Genomic DNA, 24,638 nt, shown 5'->3' on the forward strand with positions numbered 1-24,638 from the left:
GCCCGGCACGCTAGCCCGAGGGAAGCTCCTCGTCATCGTGCGGCACGGTCTGCCGATCGCCTCGCTCCAGGCGGAGCTCCCCGTCACCGTTCGGCGCGGCCGGCTGGTTGCCCCGCTCCAGGAAGTGCAGCAGCTCCACCGGGATGGGCAGGACCAGCGTGGAGTTCTTCTCGGCGGACACCGCCATCACGGTCTGGAGCAGCCGCAGCTGGAGGGCGGCGGGGGTGTCGGCCATCTGCTGGGCGGCCTCGGCCAGCTTCTTGGAGGCCTGGTACTCGGCGTCGGCGTTGATGATCCGGGCCCGGCGTTCCCGGTCGGCCTCGGCCTGGCGGGCCATGGACCGCTTCATCGTGTCCGGCAGGGAGACGTCCTTGATCTCCACCCGGTCGACCTGGATGCCCCAGCCGACGGCCGGGCTGTCGAGCATCAGCTCCAGGCCCTCGTTGAGCTTCTCGCGGTTGGAGAGCAGGTCGTCCAGATCGCTCTTGCCGATGATCGACCTGAGGGACGTCTGGGCCATCTGCGACACCGCGAACTTGTAGTCCTCGACCTTCACCAGGGCGCTCGCCGCGTCGACCACGCGGAAGTAGACGACGGCGTCCACCCGGACGGTGACGTTGTCGCGGGTGATGCCCTCCTGGGCCGGGATCGGCATCGTGACGATCTGCATGTTGACCTTGTGCAGCCGGTCCACGAACGGGATCACCAGGGTCAGGCCGGGCTGGCGTTCGGCATCCACCACCCGGCCGAGCCGGAAGAGCACGCCTCTCTCGTACTGCTTGACGATCCGCGCCGCCATAGCAAGGTAGACCACGGCGACCGAACCCGCCGCCGCCACGGCGCCCAGCAGCTCCTGGAGCATGGTGACCTCCTCACGGAGAGGCCGGTTTTTGTCCGCTGCTGCAACGATATGCCACTTCCGGCCCGACCGAGTGGGGCGGGAGTCACTCTCCTCAGCCCACCGGCACCGTCAGCCTCACCGGCTCCGTCCCTGCCGCACTGTGCCGCTCGGCCCAGTTCTCCAGGGCCGTACGGCAAGCGTGGTCCAGCTGGTGCAGGCCGGACAGGTCCAGGCGGACCGGGCGGTCCTGGGGCAGCGACTCCAGGCTGTCCAGGATCTTCGGCAGCCGCAGGAAGGTCGCGTTGCCCGAGAGGTGGGCTTCGACCGGGCCCGCGCCCTTGTCGACGACCTCCAGCCTGACGTGCGAGGCCTGCCAGGCGGCCTTGACCACCGCCAGCGCCAGGCCGATCAGCACGCCCTCGAACATGCTGACCGCCACGATCGAGACCGCCGTCACCGCCAGGATCAGCGCCTCGCCCCGGTGCTCGCGCCACAGCACCGACAGCGCCCGCACCGGGACCAGCTTGGCACCGGAGTGGATCAGGATGCCGGCGAGCGCCGGGACCGGGATGTGGGCGAGCACGCCCGGCAGCAGCGCGGCGAACAGCAGCAGCCACACGCCGTGCAGCACGCGGGAGGCCTTGGTGCGGGCGCCCGCCTGGACGTTGGCCGCGCTGCGCACGATCACCGCGGTCATGGGCAGCGCGCCCAGCAGCCCGCACACCGTGTTGCCGGCGCCCTGGGCGAGCAGCTCCTTGTCGTACTCGGTGCGCGGTCCGGTGTGCAGCCGGTCCACGGCGGCCGCGCTGAACAGGGACTCGGCGGAGGCGATCAGCGTGAAGGCGACGACCGTGCCGAGCAGCCCGATGTCCGCCAGTTCGCCGAACGCGCTCGACGGAGGCGGCTGGACCGAGCCCAGCAGGCCCCGCACCTCGACCGTGGCGACCGGCAGGTCCAGCGCGAACGCCGCCACCGTGGCCAGGCCGACCGCGGCCAGCGGGCCGGGCAGCGTCCGCACCTTCGCCGGGAGGTGCTTCCACAGCAGCAGCACCGCGACCGTGCCCGCGCACACCGCGAGCGAGGCCACCGCCCTGCTGTCGCCGAGGGCGTCCAGGAACGCCCCCGGCAACCCGGCGATCTTGCCCGGGCCGGAGTCGGGGGCCTTGGCGGCCAGCGCCGGGTACAACTGCCCGGCGATGAGCACCAGTCCGATTCCGGCCAGCATGCCCTCGACGACGGAGACCGAGATGGCGCGGAACCAGCGGCCCAGCCTCAGCAGGCCCATCGCCACCTGGAGGAGCCCGGAGGCGAGCACGATCACGCCGAGCGCCGGCAGCCCGAACTCCTGGACCGCCTCGAAGACGAGCACGGTCAGGCCGGCCGCCGGCCCCGACACCTGCAGGCTGCTGCCGCGCATCAGCCCGGTGACGAGGCCGCCCACGATGCCGGTGACCAGGCCCAGTTCGGCAGGGACCCCGGAGGCGACGGCCACGCCCACGCACAGCGGCAGGGCGACCAGGAAGACGACGAGGGAGGCGGCGAAGTCCTGCCGCAGATACCGGAACCGGGCTATGCGGGTGGTGTTCTCGCTGGTCATCGGCGCGCTCACAGGGACTCGAAGGTGTCGGTCTGCGGGCGGTGCGCCCGTACGGCGCCGGTGTGCACCTCGTAGTACCAGGCGTGCAGGCCCAGTTGACCCTCCGCCAGCTTGCGTTCGACGCACGGGTACGAGCGCAGCCGCAGCACCTGGGTCAGCACATGGGCCTGTACGCCCGCGGCGACCTCCGGGTCCTCGGCCCGGCCGGCCGGGCGCGGGGTGGCGTGCGCCAGCCAGTCGCGCACGGCGGGTACGGAGGTCAGGTCGTCGCCGCGCACCAGCGCGCCGACGGCACCGCAGTGCGAGTGACCGCAGACGACGATGTCGCGGACGCCGAGCACCTCCACGGCGTACTCGATGGTGGCGGCCTCGCTGGTGGGGTGCCGCGAGGTGTGGGGCGGGACGATGTTGCCCGCGGTGCGCAGCTCGAAGAGCTGGCCGGGGCGGGCGCCCGTGATCAGGGCCGGGACGACCCGGGAATCGGAGCAGGTGATGAACAGGACCTGCGGGGACTGGCCTTCGGCGAGCTCGGCGAACTCCTCAGGGCGCTGTCCGAACGTACGGGCGTTGTCGATGAGGGGCTGCATATGCGGGTTCCTCCTGGCGCGCCTGCATGGGCGCGTCGGACTTGAACGACGGGTTGGGGGGGGGAGCTGAGCCCCTGTCAGCAGCGGAAGACCTGAAGGGCTGCCGGGGTGTGGGCTCTCGAGGTTCTGGGGGCCGGGCCGTGCGCGGTGCCGGACGGGTGCGACGGGCCCGCACCGGCTGCCCGGACGGGTATGAGCGGGTGCTCCCGCGTACCGCGGGAGGCGGAGCCATGGATCGCATCCGCTCCGTCGCGCTCCGGCTGTTCGGAAGGCGTGGTTCCAGCCTCGGCCTTGGCCGTGGCTTCACTGGGAGTGTGCGCGGAAGCGAAGGTTTCCCCGGGTGCGAAGCACAACAGGGCGAGCAGGGTGACGGCAAGGGAGGCGAGCACGGTCCGGGCCGTCGTACCTCGGAACATGCGCCCCCCTTCCGGAAGTCCACGTCTCTCGCGCGGGCCAAGCGTTGGTCAATGCTTGGTCAAGAAGCACATTAACCCTGCAAAGTCCTTTGCAGGGTTAACTACGCGTTACGAGCACGAGAGAGCGTGAAAAGTGCCGGTCGTGTGGCGCGATCTCGCCCTTGACTAGGAGCCGACGAGACCCTTCGCGTCGCGGGCCAGCGCGGTGAGCCGGGATATCGCGCGGAAGTACTTCTTGCGGTAACCGCCGTTCAGCATCTCCTCGCTGAACAGCTGGTCGAAGGGCAGCCCCGAGGCCAGCACCGGGACCTCACGGTCGTAGAGCCGGTCCGCGAGCACCACGAGCCGCAGTGCCGTCGACTGGTCCGGCACCGGCCGCACATCGGTGAGGCACACCGCCGTCACCCCGTCGGTCAGCGCGCCGTACCGGCTCGGGTGGACCTTGGCCAGGTGGTCCAGCAGATGCGGGAAGTCGTCGAGCGAGGCGCCCGGGGTGGCGTAGGCCGCCTTCGTCACCGCTTCGTCGGTGAAGGGCTTCGGCGCCTCGGGCAGACCGCGGTGGCGGTAGTCCTCGCCGTCGATGCGCAGGGTGCGGAAGTGGGCGGACAGGCCCTGGATCTCGCGCAGGAAGTCGGCGGCGGCGAACCGGCCCTCGCCCAGCCTGCCCGGCAGCGTGTTGGAGGTGGCGGCGAGTGCCACGCCCGCCTCGACCAGCTTGCCCAGCAGGGTCGACACGAGGACCGTGTCGCCCGGGTCGTCCAGCTCGAACTCGTCGATGCACAGCAGTCGGTGGCCGGAGAGGGTCCGCACGGTCTGCTGGAAGCCGAGGGCGCCGACCAGGTTCGTCAGTTCCACGAAGGTGCCGAACGCCTTGAGTGCGGGTTCGGCGGGGGTGGCGTGCCACAGGGAGGCGAGCAGGTGGGTCTTGCCGACGCCGTAGCCGCCGTCCAGGTAGACCCCGCGCGGGCCCGCCGGGGTCTTGGGCGCCCTGGCCCTGCCGAAGCCGAGGAAACCGCGCCTGCCGGCGCCGGAGGCGTGCGCCCCGCCGAGCCCGCCCGCGAATCCCTCGAGCACCTGCACGGCCTCGCTCTGGCTGGGCTGGTTCGGGTCCGGTATGTACGTCGAGAAGCGGACCGAGTCGAAGCGTGGGGGCGGCACCATCTCGGCGACCAGCCGGTCCGCGGGGACGTGCGGCTCGCGGGCGCACAGCGAGAGGGGGCCCGCTTCGGTCAGAGGGCTGGATCCGGGGGCAGTGGTGGAGGACGACACGGTTGTCCATGCTAAGCGCCGTGTCACACTGCACGACATGCGACGCCTGTTCCCTGTGACCGACGAAACAGCAGCCCAGGCCTCCGGCGGGACGGCCGAGAGGGAGGGGACGGGCGGGGTTGCCGGGACCCGGGTGACACATCTGGCGCATGGCGCCCTCGTCGATCGTGAGTGGAGTCTCGACGAGCTGGCCGACGCCTACGCCTACCCGGTGCCGCCGGGTCCCCCGCGGCCGTGGCTGCGGGCCAACATGGTCTCCACGCTCGACGGCGCCGCCCAGCACCAGGGGCGTTCCCAGCCCATCTCCAGCGCCGCCGACATGCGGATCTTCGGCACGCTGCGGGCGCTCGCCGACGTGATCGTGGTGGGCGCGGAAACGGTACGCCAGGAGGGGTACCGCCCCGCACGCGCGCGTGCCGAGTTCGCCGAGGCCCGGGAAGCCGCCGGACAGGGCCCGGCGCCGGTGATCGCGGTCGTCACCGCGAGCCTGGATCTGGACTTCTCGCTCCCGCTGTTCACCTCGCCCCTGGTGCCCACGCTGGTCCTGACCGGATCCGCGGCCGCCCCCGACCGCGTCGCCGCCGCCGAGAAGGCCGGCGCCAGGGTGGTGATCGCCGGTGAGGGCAGCGGCATCGACCCCGCGCGGGCGGTACGTGCGCTGGCCGGCCTCGGTCACACCCGGCTGCTCACCGAGGGCGGTCCCCGGCTGCTCGGCCAGCTGGTCGCCGCCGAGGTGCTGGACGAGCTGTGCCTGACCCTGTCGCCCATGCTCACCGCGGGCGACGCGCAGCGCATCGCCGGAGGGCCGTCGGTGGCCGTGCCGCACCGGTTCGAACTCGCGTCCCTCCTCGAAGACGCCGGATTCCTGTTCGGTCGTTACCGGCGGTCCTGAAATCAGCGGAATATGCCGTTCCGTTTAGCTTCCGGAGGGCAGACTTAGGTACCGGCACACCCCGTGCGATCACGGGGCAGGATGGTTTCCGCAAGGGCCCGCGCCGGGCCCACGGACGAGAAGAGGCGTTTGGTGTTCACCAGCGTGCTGATGATCGAGAAGGCTTTGACGTCCGCCGACGTGGAGTTCGTCACGACCTTGCACGGAGACGAGCCGGTCGCTTTTCATGTGCTCCTCCAGCCGCGCGGCGACCAGGCGGACCGCCTGCTGCGGGCCATCGACGACATCGCGCTCGGCGAACTCGACGAGGCGGTCCGCGAACACGAGACGCCCGAGGGGGAGGACGCCAGGAGCGTCGGACAGCAGGCCCTGGACGTGTCGGTGCAGGCACTGCGGGCCGCGGGCAGCCAGGCGGCGGGGCAGATGGTGGAGGACCATCCGCTGGACGCGCTGAAGTCCCTGGTCGCCGAGGTGGGCGCGGACGAGGTGATCGTGCTCACCGACCCCCACTACGTGGAAGAGTTCTTCCACCGGGACTGGGCTTCCCGGGCGCGGCACAAGGTGGGGGTGCCGGTGCTGAAGCTCTTCTCGCACAGCAAGGCGTAGGCGCTCCGCCGGTTCGGCCGATGAGCGCCGTCGGGGGGTGGGGGTGCGGTGCGTTCGCGGGTGCCGGAGCGTTGTGGTTGCTCGCGCAGTTCCCCGCGCCCCTCAGGTCAGCGCCCTTGCCTCTCGCTGCAACGAGCCCGGTGCCGCAGCGCATAGGCTAGACCCGCTCTCGTACGTACCGTCTCTGGGGAGAACCACATGGCACCCGGCCTTCCTGCCGCCATGGACCGACCGCACTTCATCGGCATCGGCGGCGCCGGGATGTCGGGCATCGCCAAGATCCTCGCGCAGCGCGGGGCGAAGGTCGCCGGGAGTGACGCCAAGGAGTCGGCGACCGCCGAGGCGCTGCGGGCGCTCGGTGTCACCGTGCACATCGGGCACGCCGCCGAGCACCTCGCCGCCGACGCGAGCTGTGTCGTCGTGTCCTCGGCGATCCGCAAGGACAACCCCGAGCTGGTCCGCGCAGCCGAGCGGGGCATCCCGGTGGTGCACCGCTCCGACGCCCTCGCCGCGCTGATGGAGGGGCTGCGCCCGATCGCCGTGGCCGGCACCCACGGCAAGACGACGACCACCTCGATGCTGGCCGTCTCCCTCACCGAACTGGGGCTGCAGCCGTCGTACGCCATCGGTGGCGACCTGGACGCGCCCGGCTCCAACGCGCTGCACGGCGAGGGCGACATCTTCGTCGCCGAGGCAGACGAATCCGACCGCAGCTTCCACAGGTACGCCCCCGAGGTCGCCATCGTCCTCAACGTCGAGCTGGACCACCACGCCAACTACGCCTCGATGGACGAGATCTACGAGTCCTTCGAGACCTTCGCCGGGAAGATCGTCCCCGGTGGCACCCTGGTGATCTCCGCCGACCACGAGGGCGCGCGGAAGCTGACCCGGCGACTGGCGGGATCGGTGCGGACGGTGACGTACGGCGAAGCCGCGGACGCCGATGTACGCGTGCTGTCGGTCGTCCCGCAGGGGCTGAAGAGCCGGGTCACCGTGGTGCTGGACGGCGAGGAGCTGACCTTCACGGTCTCCGTGCCCGGCCGCCACTACGCCCTCAACGCCGTCGCCGCGCTCACCGCCGGGGCCGCCCTCGGCATTCCGGCCGCGGAGCTCGCGCCCGCGCTCGCCGCCTACACCGGCGTCAAGCGGCGCCTGCAGCTCAAGGGCGAGGCCGCCGGGGTGCAGGTCATCGACTCCTACGCCCACCACCCCACCGAGATGACCGCCGACCTGGAGGCCATGCGCGCCGCCGCCGGTGACTCCCGCATCCTCGTCGTCTTCCAGCCGCACCTGTTCTCCCGCACCCAGGAGCTGGGCAAGGAGATGGGCCAGGCCCTCGCCCTCGCCGACGCCTCCGTGGTGCTGGACATCTACCCGGCCCGCGAGGACCCGATCCCGGGCGTGACCAGCGAGCTGATCATCGAGGCCGCGCGCGCCGCCGGCGCCGACGTCACCGCCGTGCACGACAAGAACGCGATCCCCTCGGTGATCGCGGGAATGGCGAAGCCCGGTGATCTCGTTCTCACCATGGGCGCGGGCGACGTGACCGACCTGGGCCCGCTGATCCTGGACCGCCTGTCGCAGTGAAGGGGCTGAGGCTCATGTCGTACGACGTCGAGAAGCCGGACGAGCAGTGGCGGGCGGAGCTGACACCGGCCGAGTACGCGGTGCTGCGGCAGGCCGCCACCGAGCCCGCCTTCACCGGTGAGTACACCGACACCAAGACCCAGGGCGTCTACTCCTGCCGGGCCTGCGGCACCGAGCTGTTCACCTCCGACACGAAGTTCGCGTCGCACTGCGGTTGGCCGTCCTTCTACGACCCGAAGGACACCGACGCGGTGGAACTGGTCGAGGACCGCTCCCACGGCATGGTCCGCACCGAGGTGCGCTGTGCCCGCTGCGGCTCCCACCTCGGGCACGTCTTCGAGGGGGAGGGGTACCCGACCCCGACCGACCAGCGGTACTGCATCAACTCCGTCTCCCTGCGACTGACGCCCGCCGAGGACTGACCCCTCGTCCACTGTTCGACACTTCGAATCTGGCAAAAGACATCCGCGACCGGGCTCGTCCAGTCGAAGATGAACGCCATCGGACACCGGAGCGCGACTCAAGGCCTGTCCTGGGCCTGCCGAGGGCGCTGGGACGGATGAGGCTGGTGCCCCACTCGCTCCGGTTTGAGACTCTGTGAGGGTGTTGGGTGTGGCGCGCTGGATCCAGTCCCGTCGCAGGGCCGTGCCCGCCGACAGCGGCCGTCACCGCGAGGACGAGGGCGGGCACGAGGCGACGGGGACATCCGCGCGGGCCGGGGACTCCGCGGCTGCCGCGGGCTCCGCTGCGGTCGCGGGCTCCGCGGAGTCGGCGGAGGGCGAGCCGGCCGGCGACGACACGGTGTCCGACGCGCGGCTGAGCGTGCTGCGGGAGACGCTGGCCGGGATCGGTACGACCCTCGACGAGGACACGACCTGCACCGAGCTGACCCGGCTCGCCGTGCGCCTGGCCGGTGGCACGGCCGCCGTGATGCGCCGCACCGGCCGGGCCATATCCGGATACGAGGCGATCACCGGGGAAGCCGACGCACTGCCCGACGTCCGGTGGGCCACCGCGGCGGCCCGCGAGGCGGGGGAACCGGCGCTCGGCGCACAGCCGGAGCCCTGGCTCGAGTACGTGGGCGCCACCCGGATCGCCCTGTGCGCCCCGCTGACCAGCGGCGGGGAGGGGTACGGGATCCTGGTGTGGGCCCGCTCCGGGCCGCCGCTGCGCCGCGCGGAGGCCGAACTGCTCAGCATGCTCGCCGAGCGCGCCGCCTCCCACATCCGGCACGCGCGCGCCTACGTGAGCATCAACCGCACCGCCGGCGACCTGCAGCGAGCGCTGCTCGCCGAGCCCGGCCGCCCGCACCCCAACCTCGACATCGCCGTCCGCTATCTGCCGGCCGGCGGCGGCGTGCTGGTCGGCGGCGACTGGTGCGAGACCGTACGGCTGCACTTCGGGCGGACCCTGCTGGTCGTCGGCGACGTGATGGGCCACGGCCTGGAGGCCGCCGTCGACATGAACGCCTACCGTTCCTCCCTGCGCTACATCGCCTCCGCCGACCTTCCCCCGCACCGGGTGCTGCGGCAGATGGACGACATCTCCTCCCGGGAGGCGGACCTCAGGCCCGCCACCTGTCTGCTCGCCCGTGTCGACCCGGGGCGCCACCAGGTCACGCTGTCCAGCGCCGGGCATCTGCCGCCCGTGCGCATCACGACGGACGGGGAGACCTCCATCGTGCCGGTGCCCGTCGGACCGCCGCTGGGCACGGGGCTCGGCGGCTACGAGTCGGCCACGCATCCGCTGACCGAGGGAGAGACCCTGGTGCTGTTCACCGACGGGCTGGTGGAGCGCCGCGGTGAGGACATCGACCAGTCCCTGGAGCGGCTGGCCGCCCTCCGCTTCCCTGGTGGGAACGAGCTGGAGGACGTCCTGGACACCATCGTCGGCCGGCTGGACGCGCGGCATGCGGAGGACGACGTCGCGGCGATGGCCTGCCGGCCGTTCAGCCGACGGGGGCCTTCGGCCGACGCGGGCTCGACGTAGGGGCGAGTGGTCTGCCGGGTGTCCGGCCGGGGGTGGTTGCTCGCGCAGTTCCCCGAGGCTCTCGGGCCGGAGCACCACCCGCGCGTCCTCATGCACCCGTTCGGCCCCGCCCGGGCTGCCGGCCCCCAGCGGCCCTGTCGATACTCGAGTGACCGTCGCCCGACAGGAGAACGACAGCGACATCGGGCGAAGCTCGACACCCAGGAGCCGACCAAGGAGCTGTGTCCGTGACGACCCTCCAGACACGTCCCGCACTCCCCGCGACGATCCGCCCCCGGGTCGTGGCCCGCACGGGTCTGTACGCCCTGCTGGCCGTCAACGCGGCCTGTGTCGCCTGGTTCTTCGTCCAGGCCGGGTTCGCCTCGAACACGCTGATCGTGCTGGGCCGCCTCGCCGGCCTGAGCGGCGCCCTCCTGATGGCCTTCCAGCTGCTGCTGGTGGCCCGGCTGCCCTGGCTGGACCGCCGTATCGGCATGGACCGGCTGACCTCCTGGCACCGCCGCACGGGCTTCGGCATCCTGTGGACCCTGCTCACGCACGCCGTGTTCATCACCTTCGGCTACGCGCAGGCGTCCTCGATGGATCCGTTGAACCAGCTCGTGGACCTCGCCGAGACCGTCGAGGGCGTGCTGCGCGCCATCGTCGCGCTCGCGCTGATCGTCGTGGTCGGCGCCGTCTCGGCCCGCTGGGCACGCCGCCGGCTCGCCTACGAGACCTGGCACTTCATCCACCTGTACACCTACGCCGCCGTGGTCCTCGCCTTCACCCACCAGGTCGCGGCCGGGACGACCTTCACCTCCTCGCCGGTCGCGAGGACGTACTGGTACACGGTGTGGGGCGGCGCCCTCGGCGCGGTGTTCCTGGGCCGGCTGGTGCTGCCGCTGTGGCGGAACCTGCGGCATCGGCTGCGGGTGTCGGCGGTCGTCCCGGAGTCGGACGACGTCGTCTCCGTCTATGTCACCGGCCGCGACCTGGACCGGCTGCCCGCGTGCGCCGGCCAGTTCTTCCTCTGGCGGTTCCTCACCCGGGACCGCTGGTGGCAGGCCAACCCCTTCTCCCTGTCGGCCGCCCCCGACGGCCGCACCCTGCGCCTCACCGCCAAGGCCGTCGGCGACGGCAGCACCGGCCTGCGGCACCTCAAGCCCGGCACCCGCGTCTTCGCCGAGGGCCCCTACGGCGCCTTCACCACGCTGCACCGCACCCGCCCGGAGGCCGTGCTGATCGCCGGCGGCGTCGGCGTCACGCCCATCCGGGCGCTGTTGGAGGACCTTCAGGGCCACGCCGTGGTCATCTACCGGGTGTCCACCGACCGCGACGCCGTCCTGTACGACGAGCTGAGCGACCTCGCCCTCACCAAGGGCGCCGAGTTGCACCTGGTGACCGGTCCGGTCCTGCCCGACCGGCTCGCCCCGCGCGAACTGGCCCGGCTCGTGCCCGACATCGGGGAACGGGACGTCTTCCTGTGCGGGCCGCCCGGCATGATGACCGCCGTGCTGCGCAGTCTGGCCGACCTGGGCGTGCCCAAGCGGCAGATCCACTTCGAGCGCTTCAGCCTCGCCGGCTGAGAGAGGTCGTCCGACCGTGAAGCGAGCCATTCCCGTCTTCGTCCTGACCGTCGCCGGTCTGATCCCGCTGTGGCGCTACCACCCGTCGACCGGCACCGTCGAGACCGCACCGCCCGCGGCGACGCCGACTCCGGCGCCGTCCACCGCACCGTCCGCTTCGCCCGCCTCGCCTTCGGCGGCGGCCGCGAAGGTCGTCCAGGGCACCGCGGTGAGCACCACGAAGGGTGTCTTCCAGGTGGAGGTGACCTTCCGGGGCGACCGGATCGCCTCCGTGCGGATGCTGCAGGCGCCGCACCATCCGCAGACCCGCTGGGCCGTACCGGAGCTCGTCGCGGAGACGCTCAAGGCGCAGAGCGCCCACATCGACTCGGTGTCCGGGGCCACGATCACGAGTGCGGGATACAAACAGTCCCTCCAGGCCGCCATCGACGCCAAGGGCTCCTGACGTGCGCCGTGTCGAGCACGTCATGGGCCTCCCGGTCTCGCTGCGGATCGACGACGAGGGCGACTTCGGCGCGGCCGCGGACGAGGCCTACGCCTGGCTGCGCCAGGTGGACGCGCGGTTCAGCCCGTTCAGGTCCGACAGCGAGGTGTCCCGGTACGGTCGCGGCGAGTTGGCGGAGGAGGACATGAGCGCGGACCTGACGGAGGTCCTCGGCCTGTGCGAGCGGTACCGGGCCGCGACCGGCGGTGCCTTCGACGTACGGCTGCCCGGCCGGGGGTTCGATCCCTGCGCGGTGGTCAAGGGCTGGTCGGTGCAGCGGGCGGCCGGGCTGCTGGCGGCGGCCGGTGCGCGGCGGTTCTGCCTCAACGCGGGCGGTGACGTGGTCGCATCCGGCGGGCCGTGGCGGGTCGGGATACGGCACCCCGAACAGGCCGACCGGCTCTGTGCCGTGCTGGCGGTCACCGACGCGGCGGTGGCGACCTCCGGCCGGTACGAGCGCGGTGACCACATCCTCGACGGCCGCACCGGACGCCCCGCGACCGCGCTGCTCAGCCTCACCGTGCTGGCCCCGACCCTGACCGAGGCGGACGCGACCGCCACGGCCGCCTTCGCGCTGGGCACCGACGGACCGGCCTGGGCCGCCGCCCGGCCCGGCTGCGAGGTGTTCGCGGTCGACGCGTCGCGGAGCGTGGTCCGTACGCCGGGGTTGCCGGTGGCGGCCTAGCCGTTCGTTCGCCGTGGGCGCGGCTCGCCCGGCCGCCGGCCGGCCGTTCGCCCGCCAAAGCGCTGCAACATTCGCGGTCTAGACTCTCCCCGCAACGGGCTGCGCAACGACGACCGTGGCCGAAAGCGGGCGGAAATCCGCCAAACCCGAAGGGTATTCGGCGTTTTGATACGGATAGAGTCAGTCACGAAGCGGTATCCGGACGGCACGGTCGCGGTCGACCGGCTGTCGCTGGAGATACCGGACCGCGCGATCACCGTCCTCGTCGGGCCTTCCGGCTGCGGCAAGACGACGACCCTGCGGATGATCAACCGGATGGTGGAGCCCACCGAGGGCAGCATCCTCCTCGACGGCACGGACATCCGGCAGCAGCCGGTCAACACCCTGCGCCGTTCGATGGGGTACGTCATCCAGAACGCCGGACTCTTCCAGCACCGCACCATCCTCGACAACATCGCCACCGTGCCCCGGCTGCTCGGCTGGAGCAAGCAGAAGGCCCGCGCGCGAGCCGCCGAGCTGATGGAGCGCGTGGGGCTCGACGCCGCACTCGCCAGGCGGTACCCGTACCAGCTCTCCGGCGGCCAGCAGCAGCGTGTCGGCGTGGCCCGGGCGCTCGCCGCCGACCCGCCGGTGCTGCTGATGGACGAGCCGTTCTCCGCCGTCGACCCCGTGGTCCGCAAGGGCCTCCAGGACGAACTGCTGCGTATCCAGGATGAGTTGGGCAAGACCATCGTCTTCGTCACGCACGACATCGACGAGGCGATCAAGCTCGGTACGATGGTCGCCGTCCTGCGCACCGGCGGCAGGCTCGCCCAGTTCGCCCCACCCGCCGACCTGCTCAGCGCACCCGCCGACGCGTTCGTTGAGGACTTCCTCGGCGCCGACCGGGGCATCCGCCGGCTGTCCTTCTTCCCGTCCGCCGGCCTGGAGCTGCAGACAGCGCCGATCGTGGGCATCGACGCCGACGCCGGCGTGCTCGCCTCCCGCGACGACGCCCCGTACCTCCTCGTCACCGACCCCGACGGCAGACCGCTCGGCTGGAGCGAGCCGCACCGGCTCACCGCAGGGTCCGTCGAGAGGGCGCAACTCCTCGACTTCGGACGGCCGTTCGTGCCCGGCCAGGACTCGCTGCGCACCGCGCTCGACGGGGCGGTGCTCTCGCCGGCCGGCTGGGCCGTCGCGGTGGACGGCGACGGACGCGCCATAGGCGTCGTCTCCCAGCAGGTCATCGGCGAGGCCATCCGCACCGCACACAGCCGGGTCGCGACCGGCACCGACGCCGCACGCGGGCGGGTTGCGCACGACACCGACTCCGCGTCTGGGCAGGGCGCGGATGGCACCGGTGCCGAGCTCGGCCAGGGTCCGGACGGCGCCGCCGCTGGGCCTGGGCGGGGTGTGGAGGGGGCGGGTGCCGAGCGCGGGCGGGGTGCGGATGGCACCGACGCCGGAGCTGGGCGGCCCGGGGATGGCGCCGACTCCGCACCGGGCCGGCCCGCGGACTGCACCGACACCGGATCTGGGCAGGGCGCGGATGGCACCGGTGCCGAGCTCGGCCAGGGTCCGGACGGCGCCGCCGCTGGGCCTGGGCGGGGTGTGGAGGGGGCGGGTGCCGAGCGCGGGCGGGGTGCGGATGGCACCGACGCCGGAGCTGGGCGGCCCGGGGATGGCGCCGACTCCGCACCGGCTCGGCCCGCGGACTGCACCGACACCGGCGGCGGATCTGGGCAGGGTGCGGATGGTGCGGGCGCGACGCCGGACCGGGTCGGGGACGGCGCCGCCACCGGGCCTGGGCAGGGCGCGGACGGTGCAGAGGCCGAAGCCGGCCGGTCCGCGGACGACACCGACTCCGCAGCCGCCCCGGATACGCACGGCGCGGACGCCGCAGCCGGCCCGGACGCTGACGGTGCAGACTCCGCGCCAGGCCAGGACGCGGACGGCGCCGGCGCCCGGCTCGGCCGGCAGGGCTCGGGCGGGGCCGACGACCTCAAGGCCGCCCGATGAACGGCTTCTTCGACCTTCCGAGCGATCTCCAGCACAGCTACCTCGGGCTCGTCGGCGTGCATCTGCGTGAGGGCCTGCTGCCGGTGCTGGCCGCGCTGCTCGTCGCGCTGCCCGTGGCCCAGCTCTGCGTACGCTTCCGCTGGGTCTACCCACCCGTCCTCGGCATCACCACCGTGCTCTACTCCATCCCGTCGCTGGCCTTCTTCGTCGTGCTCATCGACTACTTCGGGCAGAGCGAGACCACGGTGATGATCCCGCTCGCCGTCTACAGCCTGGTGGTGCTGGTGCCGGGGATCGTGGACGGCGTCCGGTCGGTGCCACCGGAGACCCTGGCCGCCGCGCAGGCCATGGGCTTCGGCCCCGTACGCCGTTATCTCCAGGTCCAGCTGCCCATCGCCGCGCCCGCGATCATCGCGGGGCTCAGGGTGGCGGTCGTCTCCAGCTTCTCCCTGGTCAGCGTCGGCATGCTGATCGGCAACCAGGGCGCCCTCGGCAACATGCTCTACGACGCCAACACCTACCACCGGCCCGCCCTGGCCGTGAACTCGGTGCTGACGACCGCGCTGCTGGGCGTCCTCGCCGACGCGCTGCTGGTCCTCCTGCGCCGCCTGCTCACCCCCTGGATGCCGAGGAAGGGTGCCACCCGGTGAACGTCCTGAACTTCGTGCACGCCTTCTTCAGCGACAGTGCCCACTGGCACGGCTACGACGGCATCCCCACCCGACTCGCCGAGCACGTCAAGTACTCCCTGGAAGCACTGCTGTTCGCCGCCCTGATCGGACTGCCCGTCGGTCTGGTCACCGGTCACTACGGCCGCGGCGGCAACGCCCTCGCGCTGATCGCCACCGCCGGCCGGGCCCTGCCCAGCTTCGGTCTCCTGGTCCTGATGTTCATCTGGATCGGATTCGGCCTGCTGCCGGTGATGATCCCGCTGGTCGTGCTCGCCGTACCGCCGATCCTGGTCACCACGTACGAGGCGATCCGCTCCGTCGACCCCTCGCCGGTGGACGCCGCCCGGGGCATGGGGATGTCCGAGGCGCGGGTGCTGTTCCAGGTGGAGATGCCGGTCGCGCTCCCGCTGATCCTGAGCGGCCTGCGCACCGCGGCCATCCAGATCGTCTCCACCGCGACCATCGCCGCCTACGTCAGCCTCGGCGGACTCGGCCGCTACATCATCGACGGCCTCTACCAGCGGAACTACGAGAAGGTGGTCGGCGGCGCCACCCTGGTCGCCGGACTCGCCCTGGCCACCCTCCTGGTGTTCTGGGCGGCTTCCCGGATCACGGTCTCGCCGGGGGTACGGCGGAGCAGCTGACGCCTGCCGGCCGGGGTGCGGGCCGCCGCCGGTCCACGAGACCCGCACAAGGCGGCTGCCCCGCAACCGACCGCAGATCGAGGCCAATCGGTGATCTGCAGCCCTTGACTGACCGAGAACCGGCTGGCTTGGATCGGTGGGTGACTTCCACCAACCGCATCAGCAGGTCCATCCGGAGGAACCGAGGCGCGGCGGTGGTCGCCCTCGCGGCGGCGACGGCTCTGCTGGCGGGCTGTTCCTCCAACGACAAGTCCGGCGGCAACCCGCTGACGGACAGCAAGGCGAGCGGCGACACCGTGGTCGTCGGATCCAACAACTTCCCCGAGAGCACCCTGCTCGCCGACATCTACGGCGAGGCCCTCAAGGCCAAGGGAATCAAGGTCAGTTACAAGCCGAACATCGGCAGCCGCGAGACCACCTACGGGCTGATCAAGAACGGTTCCATCTCGGTGCTGCCCGAGTACAACGGCGCGCTGCTTGCCTACCTCGACCCGAAGGCGACGCCGAAGACGGCCGATGCCACCACCACGGCCATCGAGGCCAAGCTGGACTCCAAGCTGACCCTGCTCAAGCCCTCGCCGGCCGAGGACAAGGACTCGGTCACGGTCAACGCGGCCACCGCGACGAAGTACCACCTCACCGGGAAGTCGACCATCGCCGACCTCAAGGGCATCGCCAAGGACCTGGTCATGGGCGCCTCGCCGGAGTTCCAGACCCGGCAGCAGGGTCTGGTGGGCCTGAAGTCGGTCTACGGCCTTCAGTTCAATTCCTTCAAGGCGCTCGACGCGGGCGGCCCGCTCACCCAGGCCGCGCTGAAGAAGAACGCCGTGCAGGTCGCGGACATCTTCACCACGGACCCGACCATCTCCAAGGAGAAGTTCGTCGTCCTGCAGGACCCGAAGAACCTCTTCGGCTTCGAGAACGTCCAGCCGCTCGTCCACAAGAGCGCCCTGCCCCAGAAGGGCGTCGACGCGCTCGACGCGGTCTCGGCCAAGCTCGACACCACGACCCTGCTGGACCTCGACACCCAGGTGCAGACCCAGAACAAGGACCCGCTGGACGTGGCCAGGGCCTGGCTGAAGTCCGCCGGCCTCGCCTGACGGGCGACAGGCACCCCACGGCGAGAGGCCGGACCTCACCCGTCCGCGCCTCGTGACGTGCTGTCGATTCTGTCGGATTCCTTCGGCAACAGGGCCGCCGATGGAAGAAATCGGCGTGCGCACCGCTCCTGGTGGAGCCCGCCACTCTCGCTCTCGCACGCTGGCCCGGGGCCGGTCCCGGCCCAGCGTGCGAGAGCGAGAGGAACAGCGGAACACCCATGACCACAACACCCGTGGCCGTCGCCACCCCTTACCGCAGGCGGTGGCCCGGCCTGGCCGCCCTGCTGCTCGGCGAGGCGATGAACCTGCTGGACGCGACCGTCGTACAGGTCGCGGCGCCCGCCGTCCATGCCGACCTGGGTGGGCCGGTCTCCGACGTCCAGTGGTTCGGCGCCGCCTACACGCTGCCGTTCGCGGTGCTGCTCATCACCGGCGGGCGGCTCGGGGACATCGCGGGCCGGCGCCGTGTGTTCGTCCTCGGCGTCACGCTGTTCACGGCGGCGTCCGTGGCCTGTGCGCTGGCGCCGTCCCCCGGGCTGCTCATCGCCTTCCGGGCCGTCCAGGGCGCCGCGGCGGCGCTGATCATTCCGCAGACCATCGGGCTGATCAAGGCGATGTTCTCGGGCGAGGAGACGGCGAAGGCGCTGGGCAGCATCGGACCGGTGATGGGCCTCGCCGCCGTGTGCGGACCCGTCGTCGGCGGTGTGCTGACCCACGCCGACCTGTTCGGCTCGTCCTGGCGGTCCGCGTTCCTGGTGAACGCGCCGGTGGCCGCGCTGGTGCTGGCCCTCGCCCGCAACCTGCCGGAGAACCGCGCCCCGCACCGCCCGGCCCTCGACCGGCCCGGCACCGCACTGGCCGCGCTCGGCACCGGGCTCCTGGTGTACCCGCTGATCGGCGGCGACCTCACCCGACTGCACGCGTCCGACTGGCTGTTGCTCGGCACCGGACTGCTCGTGCTCGCCGGCTTCGCCCGGCGTCAGCGGCGCACGGCCCGCCCGCTGCTGGAGCCCAGCCTGTTCACGCACCGCGGCTTCCCGGCCGCTCTCGTCACCTCCACCGCCTTCTTCGCGGTCACCAACGGACTGACCGTGGTGGTCGTCCTGCAACTCCAACTCGACGCGGGCGCGGGCGTGTTGGCGTCCGGACTGAGCCTGCTGCCGTGGTCCGCCGGTCTCGCCCTCGCCTCCTGGTGGGCGGGCTCGCGGCTGGTACGGCGGCACGGGCGGCGGGTCATGCCGTACGGGCTCGGGCTGCTGCTGGGCGGACTGCTCGCCGCCGTGGCCGCTTACCGCACGACCGCGCCGGGGCACTACCCGGCCGCGCTGCTGCCGGCCCTCGCCCTCGTCGGCCTCGGCGCCGGCCTGTTCACGCCCGCGTTCTTCACCCTCGCCCTGCGACCCCTGCGTCCGCAGGAGATCGGCTCGGCGGCCGGACTGCTCAACGCGGTGCAACAGCTGGGGGCGACGCTGGGGGTGGCCGTCCTCGGCAGCGCCTACCTGGCGGGGACCGGCCCGGACGCAGCACAGGGCGCGTGCTGGGTGGCGGTGGGGCTGCTGGGGGTGACCTGGGTGGCGAGCGGACGGGTCGGGACGGCGTAGCGCCCGAAGGGGCGCGGGGCCCTGGCGATGTGCGGCTTCGCCGCGTGGGAACGACCAGCCCCCACGCACCCGCAGCCGCGCACGGTCTCTACCGCCCTGCCCGGTGGGCGCGGTCCCGCGCCGCCCTCTCGCAGGCTCAGAGGTCGAACTCGTGCGGCGGCAGGTCCAGCGTGTAGCACGCCTCGCGCACCACGGCCTGCTCCGTCTTGTCGAAGTCGCCGTCCGCGCCGCCGATCACGATGCCGATCTGGACCACGGCCCGCGCCTCGGCCGGCTTCTTCTTCGCCTTGGCGATCTCCTGCAGCACGCTCACCTTGCCGAAGGCGAAGTCGGTCGTCAGCTTGTTCAGGTTCTCCTCGAAGCGGCGCCTGAGGTCGTCCGCCGGGAAGTTCTGCAACACCTCGTTCGTGGCGATGAGCTGGGCCACCCGCTGCCGCTCCGACGGATCCACTGTCCCGTCCGCCGCGGCCACGAGCGCGCACATCGCCATGCTCGCATCGCGGAACGCGCCGCTCTTCAGGTCGTTCTTCTTCGCCACCAACTGGGTCTGCATCTGCGACGCCGACTCCTTGAAGCGGTCCCACAGGGCCATGCGCACTCCTCGATATCCGTCGTATGCGGCGGCCGGGTGCTGCCCCGCACACCGGTGCGCACCGGCCGCAATTTCTACAGCACCGTAGAAACTCCTGGGGCCGCCGGGAAGTTCCTGCCGACCCGGACGAAGTTCCCGCCCACCTACACTGAATCCCCGCACAGAGACGGAACAGACGGAACGCAGGACGACGCGGAGGGAAGGCGACAGTGGCGACAGGGCCCGGGACCGGCTACCAGGACCCCTCCGCCGAGGTGCTCACCGAGGCCGCCGCCGCCTTCGGACTGCTCGCCTCGCCCGCCCGGCTGCACATCGTCTGGGCGCTGATCCAGGGGGAGAGCGACGTCACCGGGCTCGCCGAGCGGGTCGGCGGCGCGCTGCCCGCCGTCAGCCAGCACCTGACCAAGCTGAAGCTCGCCGGGCTCGTCCGCTCCCGCCGCGAGGGCCGCCGTCAGGTGTACTTCGTGGCCGCCGCCGGACAGGCCGCCGTCGTCGACGTCGTACGCCTTCTCGTCGGCCGGCTCGCCGAACGGGCCGCGGCCGCCCCGGCGCCGGCCCGCCGCCTCCGTGGCCTCTGAGCCGCCGAGGGGCCCGGTGAGCCGAGCCGGGACCGATCCGGTGAGCGGACCCGGCCCCGGCCCGGCGAGCGGTACGTCGCTGCAGGTCCTGCGGGGCCTGGACACCGGCCCGCGCGGACTCACCGACGCCGAGGCCGCCGCCCGGCTCGTCGGCCACGGCGAGAACGCCCCGCCCCGCCCGCGCACCCCGTCCGCGCTCCGGCGCGGTCTGCGGGGCCTGCGCGACCCGTTCACCACCGTCCTGCTCACCCTCGGCCTGGTCTCGGCGTTCGTCGCCTCCTGGGGCACCGCCACGGTGATCCTCGCCCTGGTCGCCGTCAGCTGTGCGCTGCGCGCGGCCGGCGAGCGCCGCGCCGACCGTTCGCTCGCCGCCCTGCGCGAACTCGTCGTCGGCACCGCCACCGTGCTGCGCCGCACCGACGACACCGCCGCCCCGCGCGCCCACGAGGTCCCGGTGGCCGACCTGGTCCCCGGCGACGTCGTACGGCTCGGTCCGGGCGACCTCGTGCCCGCCGACGTACGACTGCTGCGCGCCCACGGGCTGACGGTGTCCGAGGCCGCGCTGACCGGCGAGTCCGCGCCCGTGGCCAAGGCCGCCGCCGATCTGCCGGAGCCGCACGCCGAGTCCCATCTGTGCTTCCAGGGCAGCGCGGTCGTGGCGGGCGGGGCCACCGCGGTCGTCGTGGCCACCGGGGCACACACCCGGTTCGCCGCCGCGCAGCGGACGCCCGAGCCGCGCGAGCCCAGCGCCTTCGACCGGTCCGTGCACGGCATCGCCTGGGTGCTGGTCCGGTTCATGCTGCTCACCCCGCCGCTGGTGCTGATGGCCGGCGCGGCGCTGCGCGGCCGGGGGCTGCAGACACTGCCGTTCGCCGTGTCCGTGGCCGTCGGGCTCACCCCCGAGATGCTCCCGGTGATCGTCACCACCTGCCTCGCCCGCAGTGCCGCGCTGCTGGCCCGCACCCGCCGGGTCGTCGTACGGCGGCTGCCCGCGCTGCACGACCTCGGCGCGATCGACGTGCTGTGCGTGGACAAGACCGGCACCCTCACCCAGGACCGGCCGGTCGCCGCCCGCTCGCTCGGACCCGACGGCCGGGACGATCCGGAGGTGCTGCGCCGCGCGGCCGCCTGTGCCTGGTGGACCCTGCAACTCGCCGAACTGCCCGCCCCCGACGCCCTCGACGAGGCACTGCTCGACGTCGCCGGAGCCGCGGGGGAGGAGTACGACGGCCTCGCCGCACTGCCCGTCGCGCCCGGCCGGCGCCTCGCGACCGCCGTCGTCGCCGGCCGGCCCGGCCGGCACCTGCTGATCACCAAGGGAGCCGCCGAGGACGTCCTGGAGCGCTGCGACCTGCCGGACGACGCCGAGCGCCGGCGGCTGCTCGCGCTCGCCGCACGCGAGGCGGAGGCGGGGCAGCGGGTACTGGCCGTCGCCACCGCCGACCGGCCCGCCCGCGCCCGCCCCCACACACCCGCCGACGAACGCGGCCTCACCTTCCGCGGTCTGGTCACCTTCCGCGACGAGCTCGCCCCCGGCGCCGCCGAGTCCCTGCGCACCCTCGCCGCCCTCGGCGTCGACGTCCACGTCCTCACCGGCGACCACCCCGCAACGGCGGTCCGCGTCTGCCGGGAGCTGGGGCTGGAACCCGGCGAGGTACGGACGGACGGGGGCGGGGACCCGGGCGGGGCCGACACGGTCTCGGCCGGTACCGAGGGGGCGTCCGGCCGCGGTGACGGAGCCGGGCCGGGCAGAGCCGAGGTCCGCGAGGACGAGAACCCGGTGCGTACCGGCCAGGTCACCGCCGGGACCACCACGGTCGTCGCCCGGTGCACCCCCGAGGACAAGGCCCGTGTCGTCGCCGGGCTGCGGGCCGCCGGGCACACCGTCGGTTTCCTCGGTGACGGCGTCAACGACGTGCCCGCGCTGCTCGCCGCAGACGTCGGGATCGCGCCGCGCGGGGCCGTGGCGGTGGCGCGGGAGAGCGCGGACGTCGTGCTGGCCGAGAAGGACCTCACCGCCATCGGACACGCCGTCACCGCCGGCCGGAGCAGCAGCGCCAACATCGCCGCCTATCTGCGGGTGACCCTCTCCTCCAACCTCGGCAACGTCCTCGCCATGCTCGCGGCCGGGCTGCTGCTGCCCTTCCTGCCGATGCTCCCGGTCCAGGTGCTCGCGCAGAACCTGTGCTTCGACGCCGCCCAGCTCGCCTTCGCCCACGACCGCCCGGACCCGGGCGAGCTGCGCCGGCCGACCCTGCTGCGGCCGCCCGCCTTCCTGCGGTTCATCACCGGCTTCGGCCTGCTCAACGCCTTCGCCGACCTCGCCACCTTCGGCGTCCTCGCGCTCGCTCTGGACGGTCCCGACGCCCTGGACGACGAGGCCGTGTTCCACTCCGCCTGGTTCACCGAGAACCTGCTCACCCAGGCGCTTGTCATGCTGCTCCTGCGCCACGGACGCCGCCTCACGCGCGGCGGGCGGCCCGGACCCGTCGGCTGGGCCGCCGCCTTCCTCGCCGCCGTCGGACTCGCCGTACCGCCCAGCCCGCTGGGCGCCGCGCTCGGCATGACCGCCCTGCCCGCCCCGTACCACCTGCTGCTCGCCGCCGTCCTCGGCCTGTACGCCCTGGCCCTCACCGTCGCGACGATCCGCCACGCACGGCGCCGGCCGCAGCCCGCAGGTTGTACAGTTGCGCAAAACAGCAACCTTTAGTAGCAAGCTTTCCCGAGAAGGGGGCGGTCGTGCTCCGCAACGGACTCGAGCCCTGGCACCTGTTGATCGTCGCCATCGTCTTCCTCGTGCTGTTCGGTTCCCGGAGGCTCCCGGACACCGCGCGGGCGCTGGGCAAGTCGATGCGCATCCTCAAGAGCGAGGCGAAGGCGATGAAGGACGAGCACGGCACGCCGGGCGCCACCGGCACGCCGGTCGTGGAGCCGTCGCAGGTCGTGGCCGCGAGCGAGGTCCACGCGCCGGCGGCCGAGCCTACGGCCACGCAGTAGGCGGCGTCCGCCGCGTCCCGGTGAGGACGGGCTGAGGGGCGGAGCGGGCGGGGCGGCGCCTGAGCGGTCGGCCGGCGGACCCTCAGGCCGCCAGACCCTCCGCCCCCTCCGCGCCCTTGGTCCCTTCGGCCCGTGCACGCGTCGCCGCCTCCGCCTGTCTGCGGCGCCGGCGGCTGACGCGCGGCTCCTGGTCGGGGAGCCAGCCGAAGGCGAGGCAGCTGCCGGTCACGCCCAGCAGGAGGCCGATGAAGAAGCCGCCCAGGTTGGACGTGACCCAGGTGCCCAGCGACAGCAGGACGCCGGTGACGGAGTAGAAGAGCCGTTGTGCGGGGTTGAAGAGGATCAGCAGGCCCAGCAGCGCCATCAGCCCCGGCAGCAGGTAGCCGGCGGCCCCCTGCATACCGATGTGCATCACGACCTTCAGTGAGGCCTTCTCGGTGAGCAGGATCTCGCCGCCGGCCAGCGCGAGCAGCAGCCCGCCCCAGAACGGCCGGCGGGCCCGCCAGCCACGGAAGGCGGTTCGCGCTCCCCGGTGTGGACGGTCGGCCACGGCGATCAGCAACCCGAGTCGCTGAAGCGGAGCTTGAGCCCCGGAAGCTTGAACACGCCAGCCGTCGTCGCGTAGTTGGTCTGCCGCAGGTTGGCGATGTGCACGGTGTCGGCCTGCTGGCTGAACACGCCGATCGGGCCCTTCACGCCCGCCTTGGTGAGCGTGCCGGCGTCGTTGCCGATCTCGATGTTGCCGAACGCCGCGTCGCCGGACAGCTCCGTGGAGTCGGTGGTCAGATCGGTCGCCTGTACCTTGTCCGCGCCGCTGCCCGCCGTGATGAGCAGGTTGGTGCCGCCGAGGTCGACGCTCTGGCACAGCTTGGTGAGCGTGGCGTTCTTGATGGCGGAGGTCACCACGAGCTCCTGGCCCCCGGTGTCCCCGGCGTTCGGGCTGCCGTCCGCCATGTTGTCGAGGCCGCCGAACTGCTCGAAACCGGTTCCGTCCAGTTCCGTCGCGGTGACCGTGAACGGCATGCCGGAGATCGCGAACTGCACGCCCAGTGCCCCCTGGGCGGTGAGAACCGCGAGACCGGCGGCGACGAGGGTGGCGGGCACCGCCATCACCGCGGCCCGGCGGGCCCGGACCCGACCTCGTCTCTCGGCGTCGGAGGTCCCGGCCCCGCCCGCGTGCGGCGCTTCGGGGGCTTCGGGGACTCCGGATGCTGTCGAGACCTCGGATGCTGCGGCGGCTTCGGAGGGTGAACCGGTTCCCGGGTTCTCGGGGGTGTTGCCGACGGACGGGACGTCCGGGGACGAGGCCATGTCTGCTCCCATGGGCATGGATCTGCGGGTTGGGCTTCAGCGGCGCGGTGTCCTGGCGCGGACAGCGACTGTCGCGTAGGTCTCCTCGCACCCCGGCGGAGCAAGGGCTTTCTCGTTACGCGGCAGTAGCCTTCGAGGAAGTTACCGCCGGTTACTTCCGGGGGTCAAGGCAGATGTGAAAAAAGCGTGCCGGATGTGCGCGAGCTGCGATCGGAGACCACAACTACCCTTGCAGTGCTTGACGTTGACGGTTGATCAGGTCTACAACTTCCCCTGTTTCACGGATCCGTGGCGCCGGATCCGCCGAGCGGCACCGGATGCGTTTCCCGGCCTCTCACGCCGACCGCTCAGCCAGGCCGACAGAAACCGTTCACATCAGTGCGGCACCGCATGGCCCCTTCCCCCTGGCCGTGCCCGGCCGCCCCCTGCCGGCCCGGCCGAAGGCCTTCCCCCGGGTCTTCGGCCGGTGCCCGGACCGCCGCCGTCGCCGGACCGTCGCGTACGGAGAAGGCGCACGGTCCTGCGCCGGCGGCACCGCCAAACCCCCACCCAACGACATCGCGCGCCCCCACCCAACGGCATCACGCGCCCCCAAGCGCATCACGCGCCCTCACCACCACGGCAT

General features: G+C 72.5%; 22 protein-coding genes and 1 pseudogene. 16 read left to right on the forward strand and 7 right to left on the reverse strand.

Annotated elements, in window-relative coordinates:
* Positions 1 to 10 precede the first annotated feature (10 nt).
* From SRB17_RS32625 to zapE, 4 genes are all read right to left on the reverse strand, one after another.
* Complete coding sequence (locus SRB17_RS32625) at positions 11 to 862, reverse strand: slipin family protein (protein ID WP_153543758.1); 852 nt, start codon at positions 860 to 862, stop codon at positions 11 to 13.
* A gap of 91 nt (positions 863 to 953) precedes the next feature.
* Entirely contained in the window at positions 954 to 2,438 is a 1,485-nt protein-coding gene (locus tag SRB17_RS32630; protein WP_153543759.1) for a SulP family inorganic anion transporter, read from the reverse strand.
* Between the two features lie 8 nt (positions 2,439 to 2,446).
* On the reverse strand, positions 2,447 to 3,025 hold the full coding sequence (locus SRB17_RS32635) for a carbonic anhydrase (protein WP_153543760.1): 579 nt from the start codon (positions 3,023 to 3,025) through the stop codon (positions 2,447 to 2,449).
* Positions 3,026 to 3,606: 581 nt separating this feature from the next.
* Complete coding sequence (gene zapE / locus SRB17_RS32640) at positions 3,607 to 4,710, reverse strand: cell division protein ZapE (protein WP_323376571.1); 1,104 nt, start codon at positions 4,708 to 4,710, stop codon at positions 3,607 to 3,609.
* 37 nt (positions 4,711 to 4,747) lie between these two features.
* On the opposite strand from zapE, the gene SRB17_RS32645 reads away from it, so the two are divergent.
* The 13 genes and pseudogenes from SRB17_RS32645 to SRB17_RS32705 all read left to right on the forward strand — a co-directional run bounded on the left by SRB17_RS32645 (position 4,748) and on the right by SRB17_RS32705 (position 18,535).
* Positions 4,748 to 5,602 (forward strand): pyrimidine reductase family protein, encoded by an 855-nt coding sequence (locus SRB17_RS32645; RefSeq protein WP_153543762.1) that lies wholly within the window; start codon positions 4,748 to 4,750, stop codon positions 5,600 to 5,602.
* Positions 5,603 to 5,734: 132 nt separating this feature from the next.
* Complete coding sequence (locus SRB17_RS32650) at positions 5,735 to 6,208, forward strand: indole-3-glycerol phosphate synthase (RefSeq protein ID WP_323376633.1); 474 nt, start codon at positions 5,735 to 5,737, stop codon at positions 6,206 to 6,208.
* Between the two features lie 198 nt (positions 6,209 to 6,406).
* Positions 6,407 to 7,795: a UDP-N-acetylmuramate--L-alanine ligase gene (murC, locus tag SRB17_RS32655; protein WP_153543763.1), complete on the forward strand. Its 1,389-nt coding sequence runs from the start codon at positions 6,407 to 6,409 to the stop codon at positions 7,793 to 7,795.
* Positions 7,796 to 7,809: 14 nt separating this feature from the next.
* Positions 7,810 to 8,217 carry a peptide-methionine (R)-S-oxide reductase MsrB gene (gene msrB, locus SRB17_RS32660; RefSeq protein WP_153543764.1) on the forward strand — a complete coding sequence of 136 codons (408 nt, stop codon included), beginning with the start codon at positions 7,810 to 7,812 and terminating at the stop codon, positions 8,215 to 8,217.
* Positions 8,218 to 8,407: 190 nt separating this feature from the next.
* Positions 8,408 to 9,784 carry a SpoIIE family protein phosphatase gene (locus tag SRB17_RS32665; protein ID WP_323376572.1) on the forward strand — a complete coding sequence of 459 codons (1,377 nt, stop codon included), beginning with the start codon at positions 8,408 to 8,410 and terminating at the stop codon, positions 9,782 to 9,784.
* Between the two features lie 227 nt (positions 9,785 to 10,011).
* On the forward strand, positions 10,012 to 11,349 hold the full coding sequence (locus tag SRB17_RS32670; RefSeq protein ID WP_323376573.1) for a ferredoxin reductase family protein: 1,338 nt from the start codon (positions 10,012 to 10,014) through the stop codon (positions 11,347 to 11,349).
* Positions 11,350 to 11,365: 16 nt separating this feature from the next.
* The gene (locus SRB17_RS32675) at positions 11,366 to 11,794 is read left to right on the forward strand and encodes an FMN-binding protein (RefSeq protein ID WP_323376574.1); all 429 of its coding nucleotides are present in this window, start codon (positions 11,366 to 11,368) and stop codon (positions 11,792 to 11,794) included.
* Position 11,795: 1 nt separating this feature from the next.
* Complete coding sequence (locus tag SRB17_RS32680; RefSeq protein ID WP_323376575.1) at positions 11,796 to 12,518, forward strand: FAD:protein FMN transferase; 723 nt, start codon at positions 11,796 to 11,798, stop codon at positions 12,516 to 12,518.
* 165 nt (positions 12,519 to 12,683) lie between these two features.
* Positions 12,684 to 13,775 (forward strand): annotated as a pseudogene (locus tag SRB17_RS32685) (ABC transporter ATP-binding protein); the annotation flags it as partial.
* A 740-nt stretch (positions 13,776 to 14,515) separates the two neighbouring features.
* Entirely contained in the window at positions 14,516 to 15,169 is a 654-nt protein-coding gene (locus SRB17_RS32690; protein WP_153543765.1) for an ABC transporter permease, read from the forward strand.
* On the forward strand, positions 15,166 to 15,834 hold the full coding sequence (locus tag SRB17_RS32695) for an ABC transporter permease (RefSeq protein ID WP_323376576.1): 669 nt from the start codon (positions 15,166 to 15,168) through the stop codon (positions 15,832 to 15,834). Before SRB17_RS32690 ends, SRB17_RS32695 begins: the two co-directional genes overlap by 4 nt.
* 140 nt (positions 15,835 to 15,974) lie before the next feature.
* Positions 15,975 to 16,934, forward strand: a complete 960-nt coding sequence (locus SRB17_RS32700; protein WP_323376577.1) for an ABC transporter substrate-binding protein — start codon at positions 15,975 to 15,977, stop codon at positions 16,932 to 16,934.
* A 218-nt stretch (positions 16,935 to 17,152) separates the two neighbouring features.
* The gene (locus tag SRB17_RS32705; RefSeq protein WP_153543768.1) at positions 17,153 to 18,535 is read left to right on the forward strand and encodes an MFS transporter; all 1,383 of its coding nucleotides are present in this window, start codon (positions 17,153 to 17,155) and stop codon (positions 18,533 to 18,535) included.
* 136 nt (positions 18,536 to 18,671) lie between these two features.
* Here SRB17_RS32705 and SRB17_RS32710 read toward each other — a convergent pair whose 3' ends face one another.
* Positions 18,672 to 19,127 carry a tellurite resistance TerB family protein gene (locus SRB17_RS32710; protein ID WP_153543769.1) on the reverse strand — a complete coding sequence of 152 codons (456 nt, stop codon included), beginning with the start codon at positions 19,125 to 19,127 and terminating at the stop codon, positions 18,672 to 18,674.
* Positions 19,128 to 19,336: 209 nt separating this feature from the next.
* Between SRB17_RS32710 and SRB17_RS32715 the strand changes: the two genes are divergently transcribed.
* From SRB17_RS32715 to tatA, 3 genes are read left to right on the forward strand one after another with little or no spacing between them, the layout of a single operon-like run.
* A complete protein-coding gene (locus tag SRB17_RS32715; protein ID WP_323376578.1) occupies positions 19,337 to 19,705 on the forward strand; it encodes a metalloregulator ArsR/SmtB family transcription factor in 369 nt (122 codons plus the stop codon).
* A gap of 40 nt (positions 19,706 to 19,745) precedes the next feature.
* Positions 19,746 to 22,415, forward strand: coding sequence for an HAD-IC family P-type ATPase (locus SRB17_RS32720; protein ID WP_323376579.1), 2,670 nt, complete (start codon positions 19,746 to 19,748; stop codon positions 22,413 to 22,415).
* 29 nt (positions 22,416 to 22,444) lie between these two features.
* Positions 22,445 to 22,702 carry a Sec-independent protein translocase subunit TatA gene (tatA, locus tag SRB17_RS32725; protein ID WP_323376580.1) on the forward strand — a complete coding sequence of 86 codons (258 nt, stop codon included), beginning with the start codon at positions 22,445 to 22,447 and terminating at the stop codon, positions 22,700 to 22,702.
* An 82-nt stretch (positions 22,703 to 22,784) separates the two neighbouring features.
* On the opposite strand, the gene SRB17_RS32730 is transcribed toward tatA, so the two are convergent.
* Complete coding sequence (locus SRB17_RS32730; protein ID WP_323376581.1) at positions 22,785 to 23,252, reverse strand: DUF6114 domain-containing protein; 468 nt, start codon at positions 23,250 to 23,252, stop codon at positions 22,785 to 22,787.
* Positions 23,253 to 23,257: 5 nt separating this feature from the next.
* Positions 23,258 to 24,013 carry a DUF6230 family protein gene (locus tag SRB17_RS32735; RefSeq protein WP_153543772.1) on the reverse strand — a complete coding sequence of 252 codons (756 nt, stop codon included), beginning with the start codon at positions 24,011 to 24,013 and terminating at the stop codon, positions 23,258 to 23,260.
* Positions 24,014 to 24,638: the final 625 nt, after the last annotated feature.

It is taken from the genome of Streptomyces sp. RB17 (assembly GCF_009604455.1).
Taxonomy (GTDB): domain Bacteria; phylum Actinomycetota; class Actinomycetes; order Streptomycetales; family Streptomycetaceae; genus Streptomyces.

Excerpts from the sequence above, each read along its gene's own strand:
- SRB17_RS32625 (WP_153543758.1), bottom strand. The coding sequence starts at position 862 with ATGCTCCAGGAGCTGCTGGGCGCCGTGGCGGCGGCGGGTTCGGTCGCC.
- SRB17_RS32630 (WP_153543759.1), bottom strand. The coding sequence starts at position 2,438 with ATGACCAGCGAGAACACCACCCGCATAGCCCGGTTCCGGTATCTGCGG.
- SRB17_RS32635 (WP_153543760.1), bottom strand. The coding sequence starts at position 3,025 with ATGCAGCCCCTCATCGACAACGCCCGTACGTTCGGACAGCGCCCTGAG.
- SRB17_RS32645 (WP_153543762.1), top strand. The coding sequence starts at position 4,748 with ATGCGACGCCTGTTCCCTGTGACCGACGAAACAGCAGCCCAGGCCTCC.
- murC (WP_153543763.1), top strand. The coding sequence starts at position 6,407 with ATGGCACCCGGCCTTCCTGCCGCCATGGACCGACCGCACTTCATCGGC.
- msrB (WP_153543764.1), top strand. The coding sequence starts at position 7,810 with ATGTCGTACGACGTCGAGAAGCCGGACGAGCAGTGGCGGGCGGAGCTG.
- SRB17_RS32690 (WP_153543765.1), top strand. The coding sequence starts at position 14,516 with ATGAACGGCTTCTTCGACCTTCCGAGCGATCTCCAGCACAGCTACCTC.
- SRB17_RS32705 (WP_153543768.1), top strand. The coding sequence starts at position 17,153 with ATGACCACAACACCCGTGGCCGTCGCCACCCCTTACCGCAGGCGGTGG.
- SRB17_RS32710 (WP_153543769.1), bottom strand. The coding sequence starts at position 19,127 with ATGGCCCTGTGGGACCGCTTCAAGGAGTCGGCGTCGCAGATGCAGACC.
- SRB17_RS32735 (WP_153543772.1), bottom strand. The coding sequence starts at position 24,013 with ATGGCCTCGTCCCCGGACGTCCCGTCCGTCGGCAACACCCCCGAGAAC.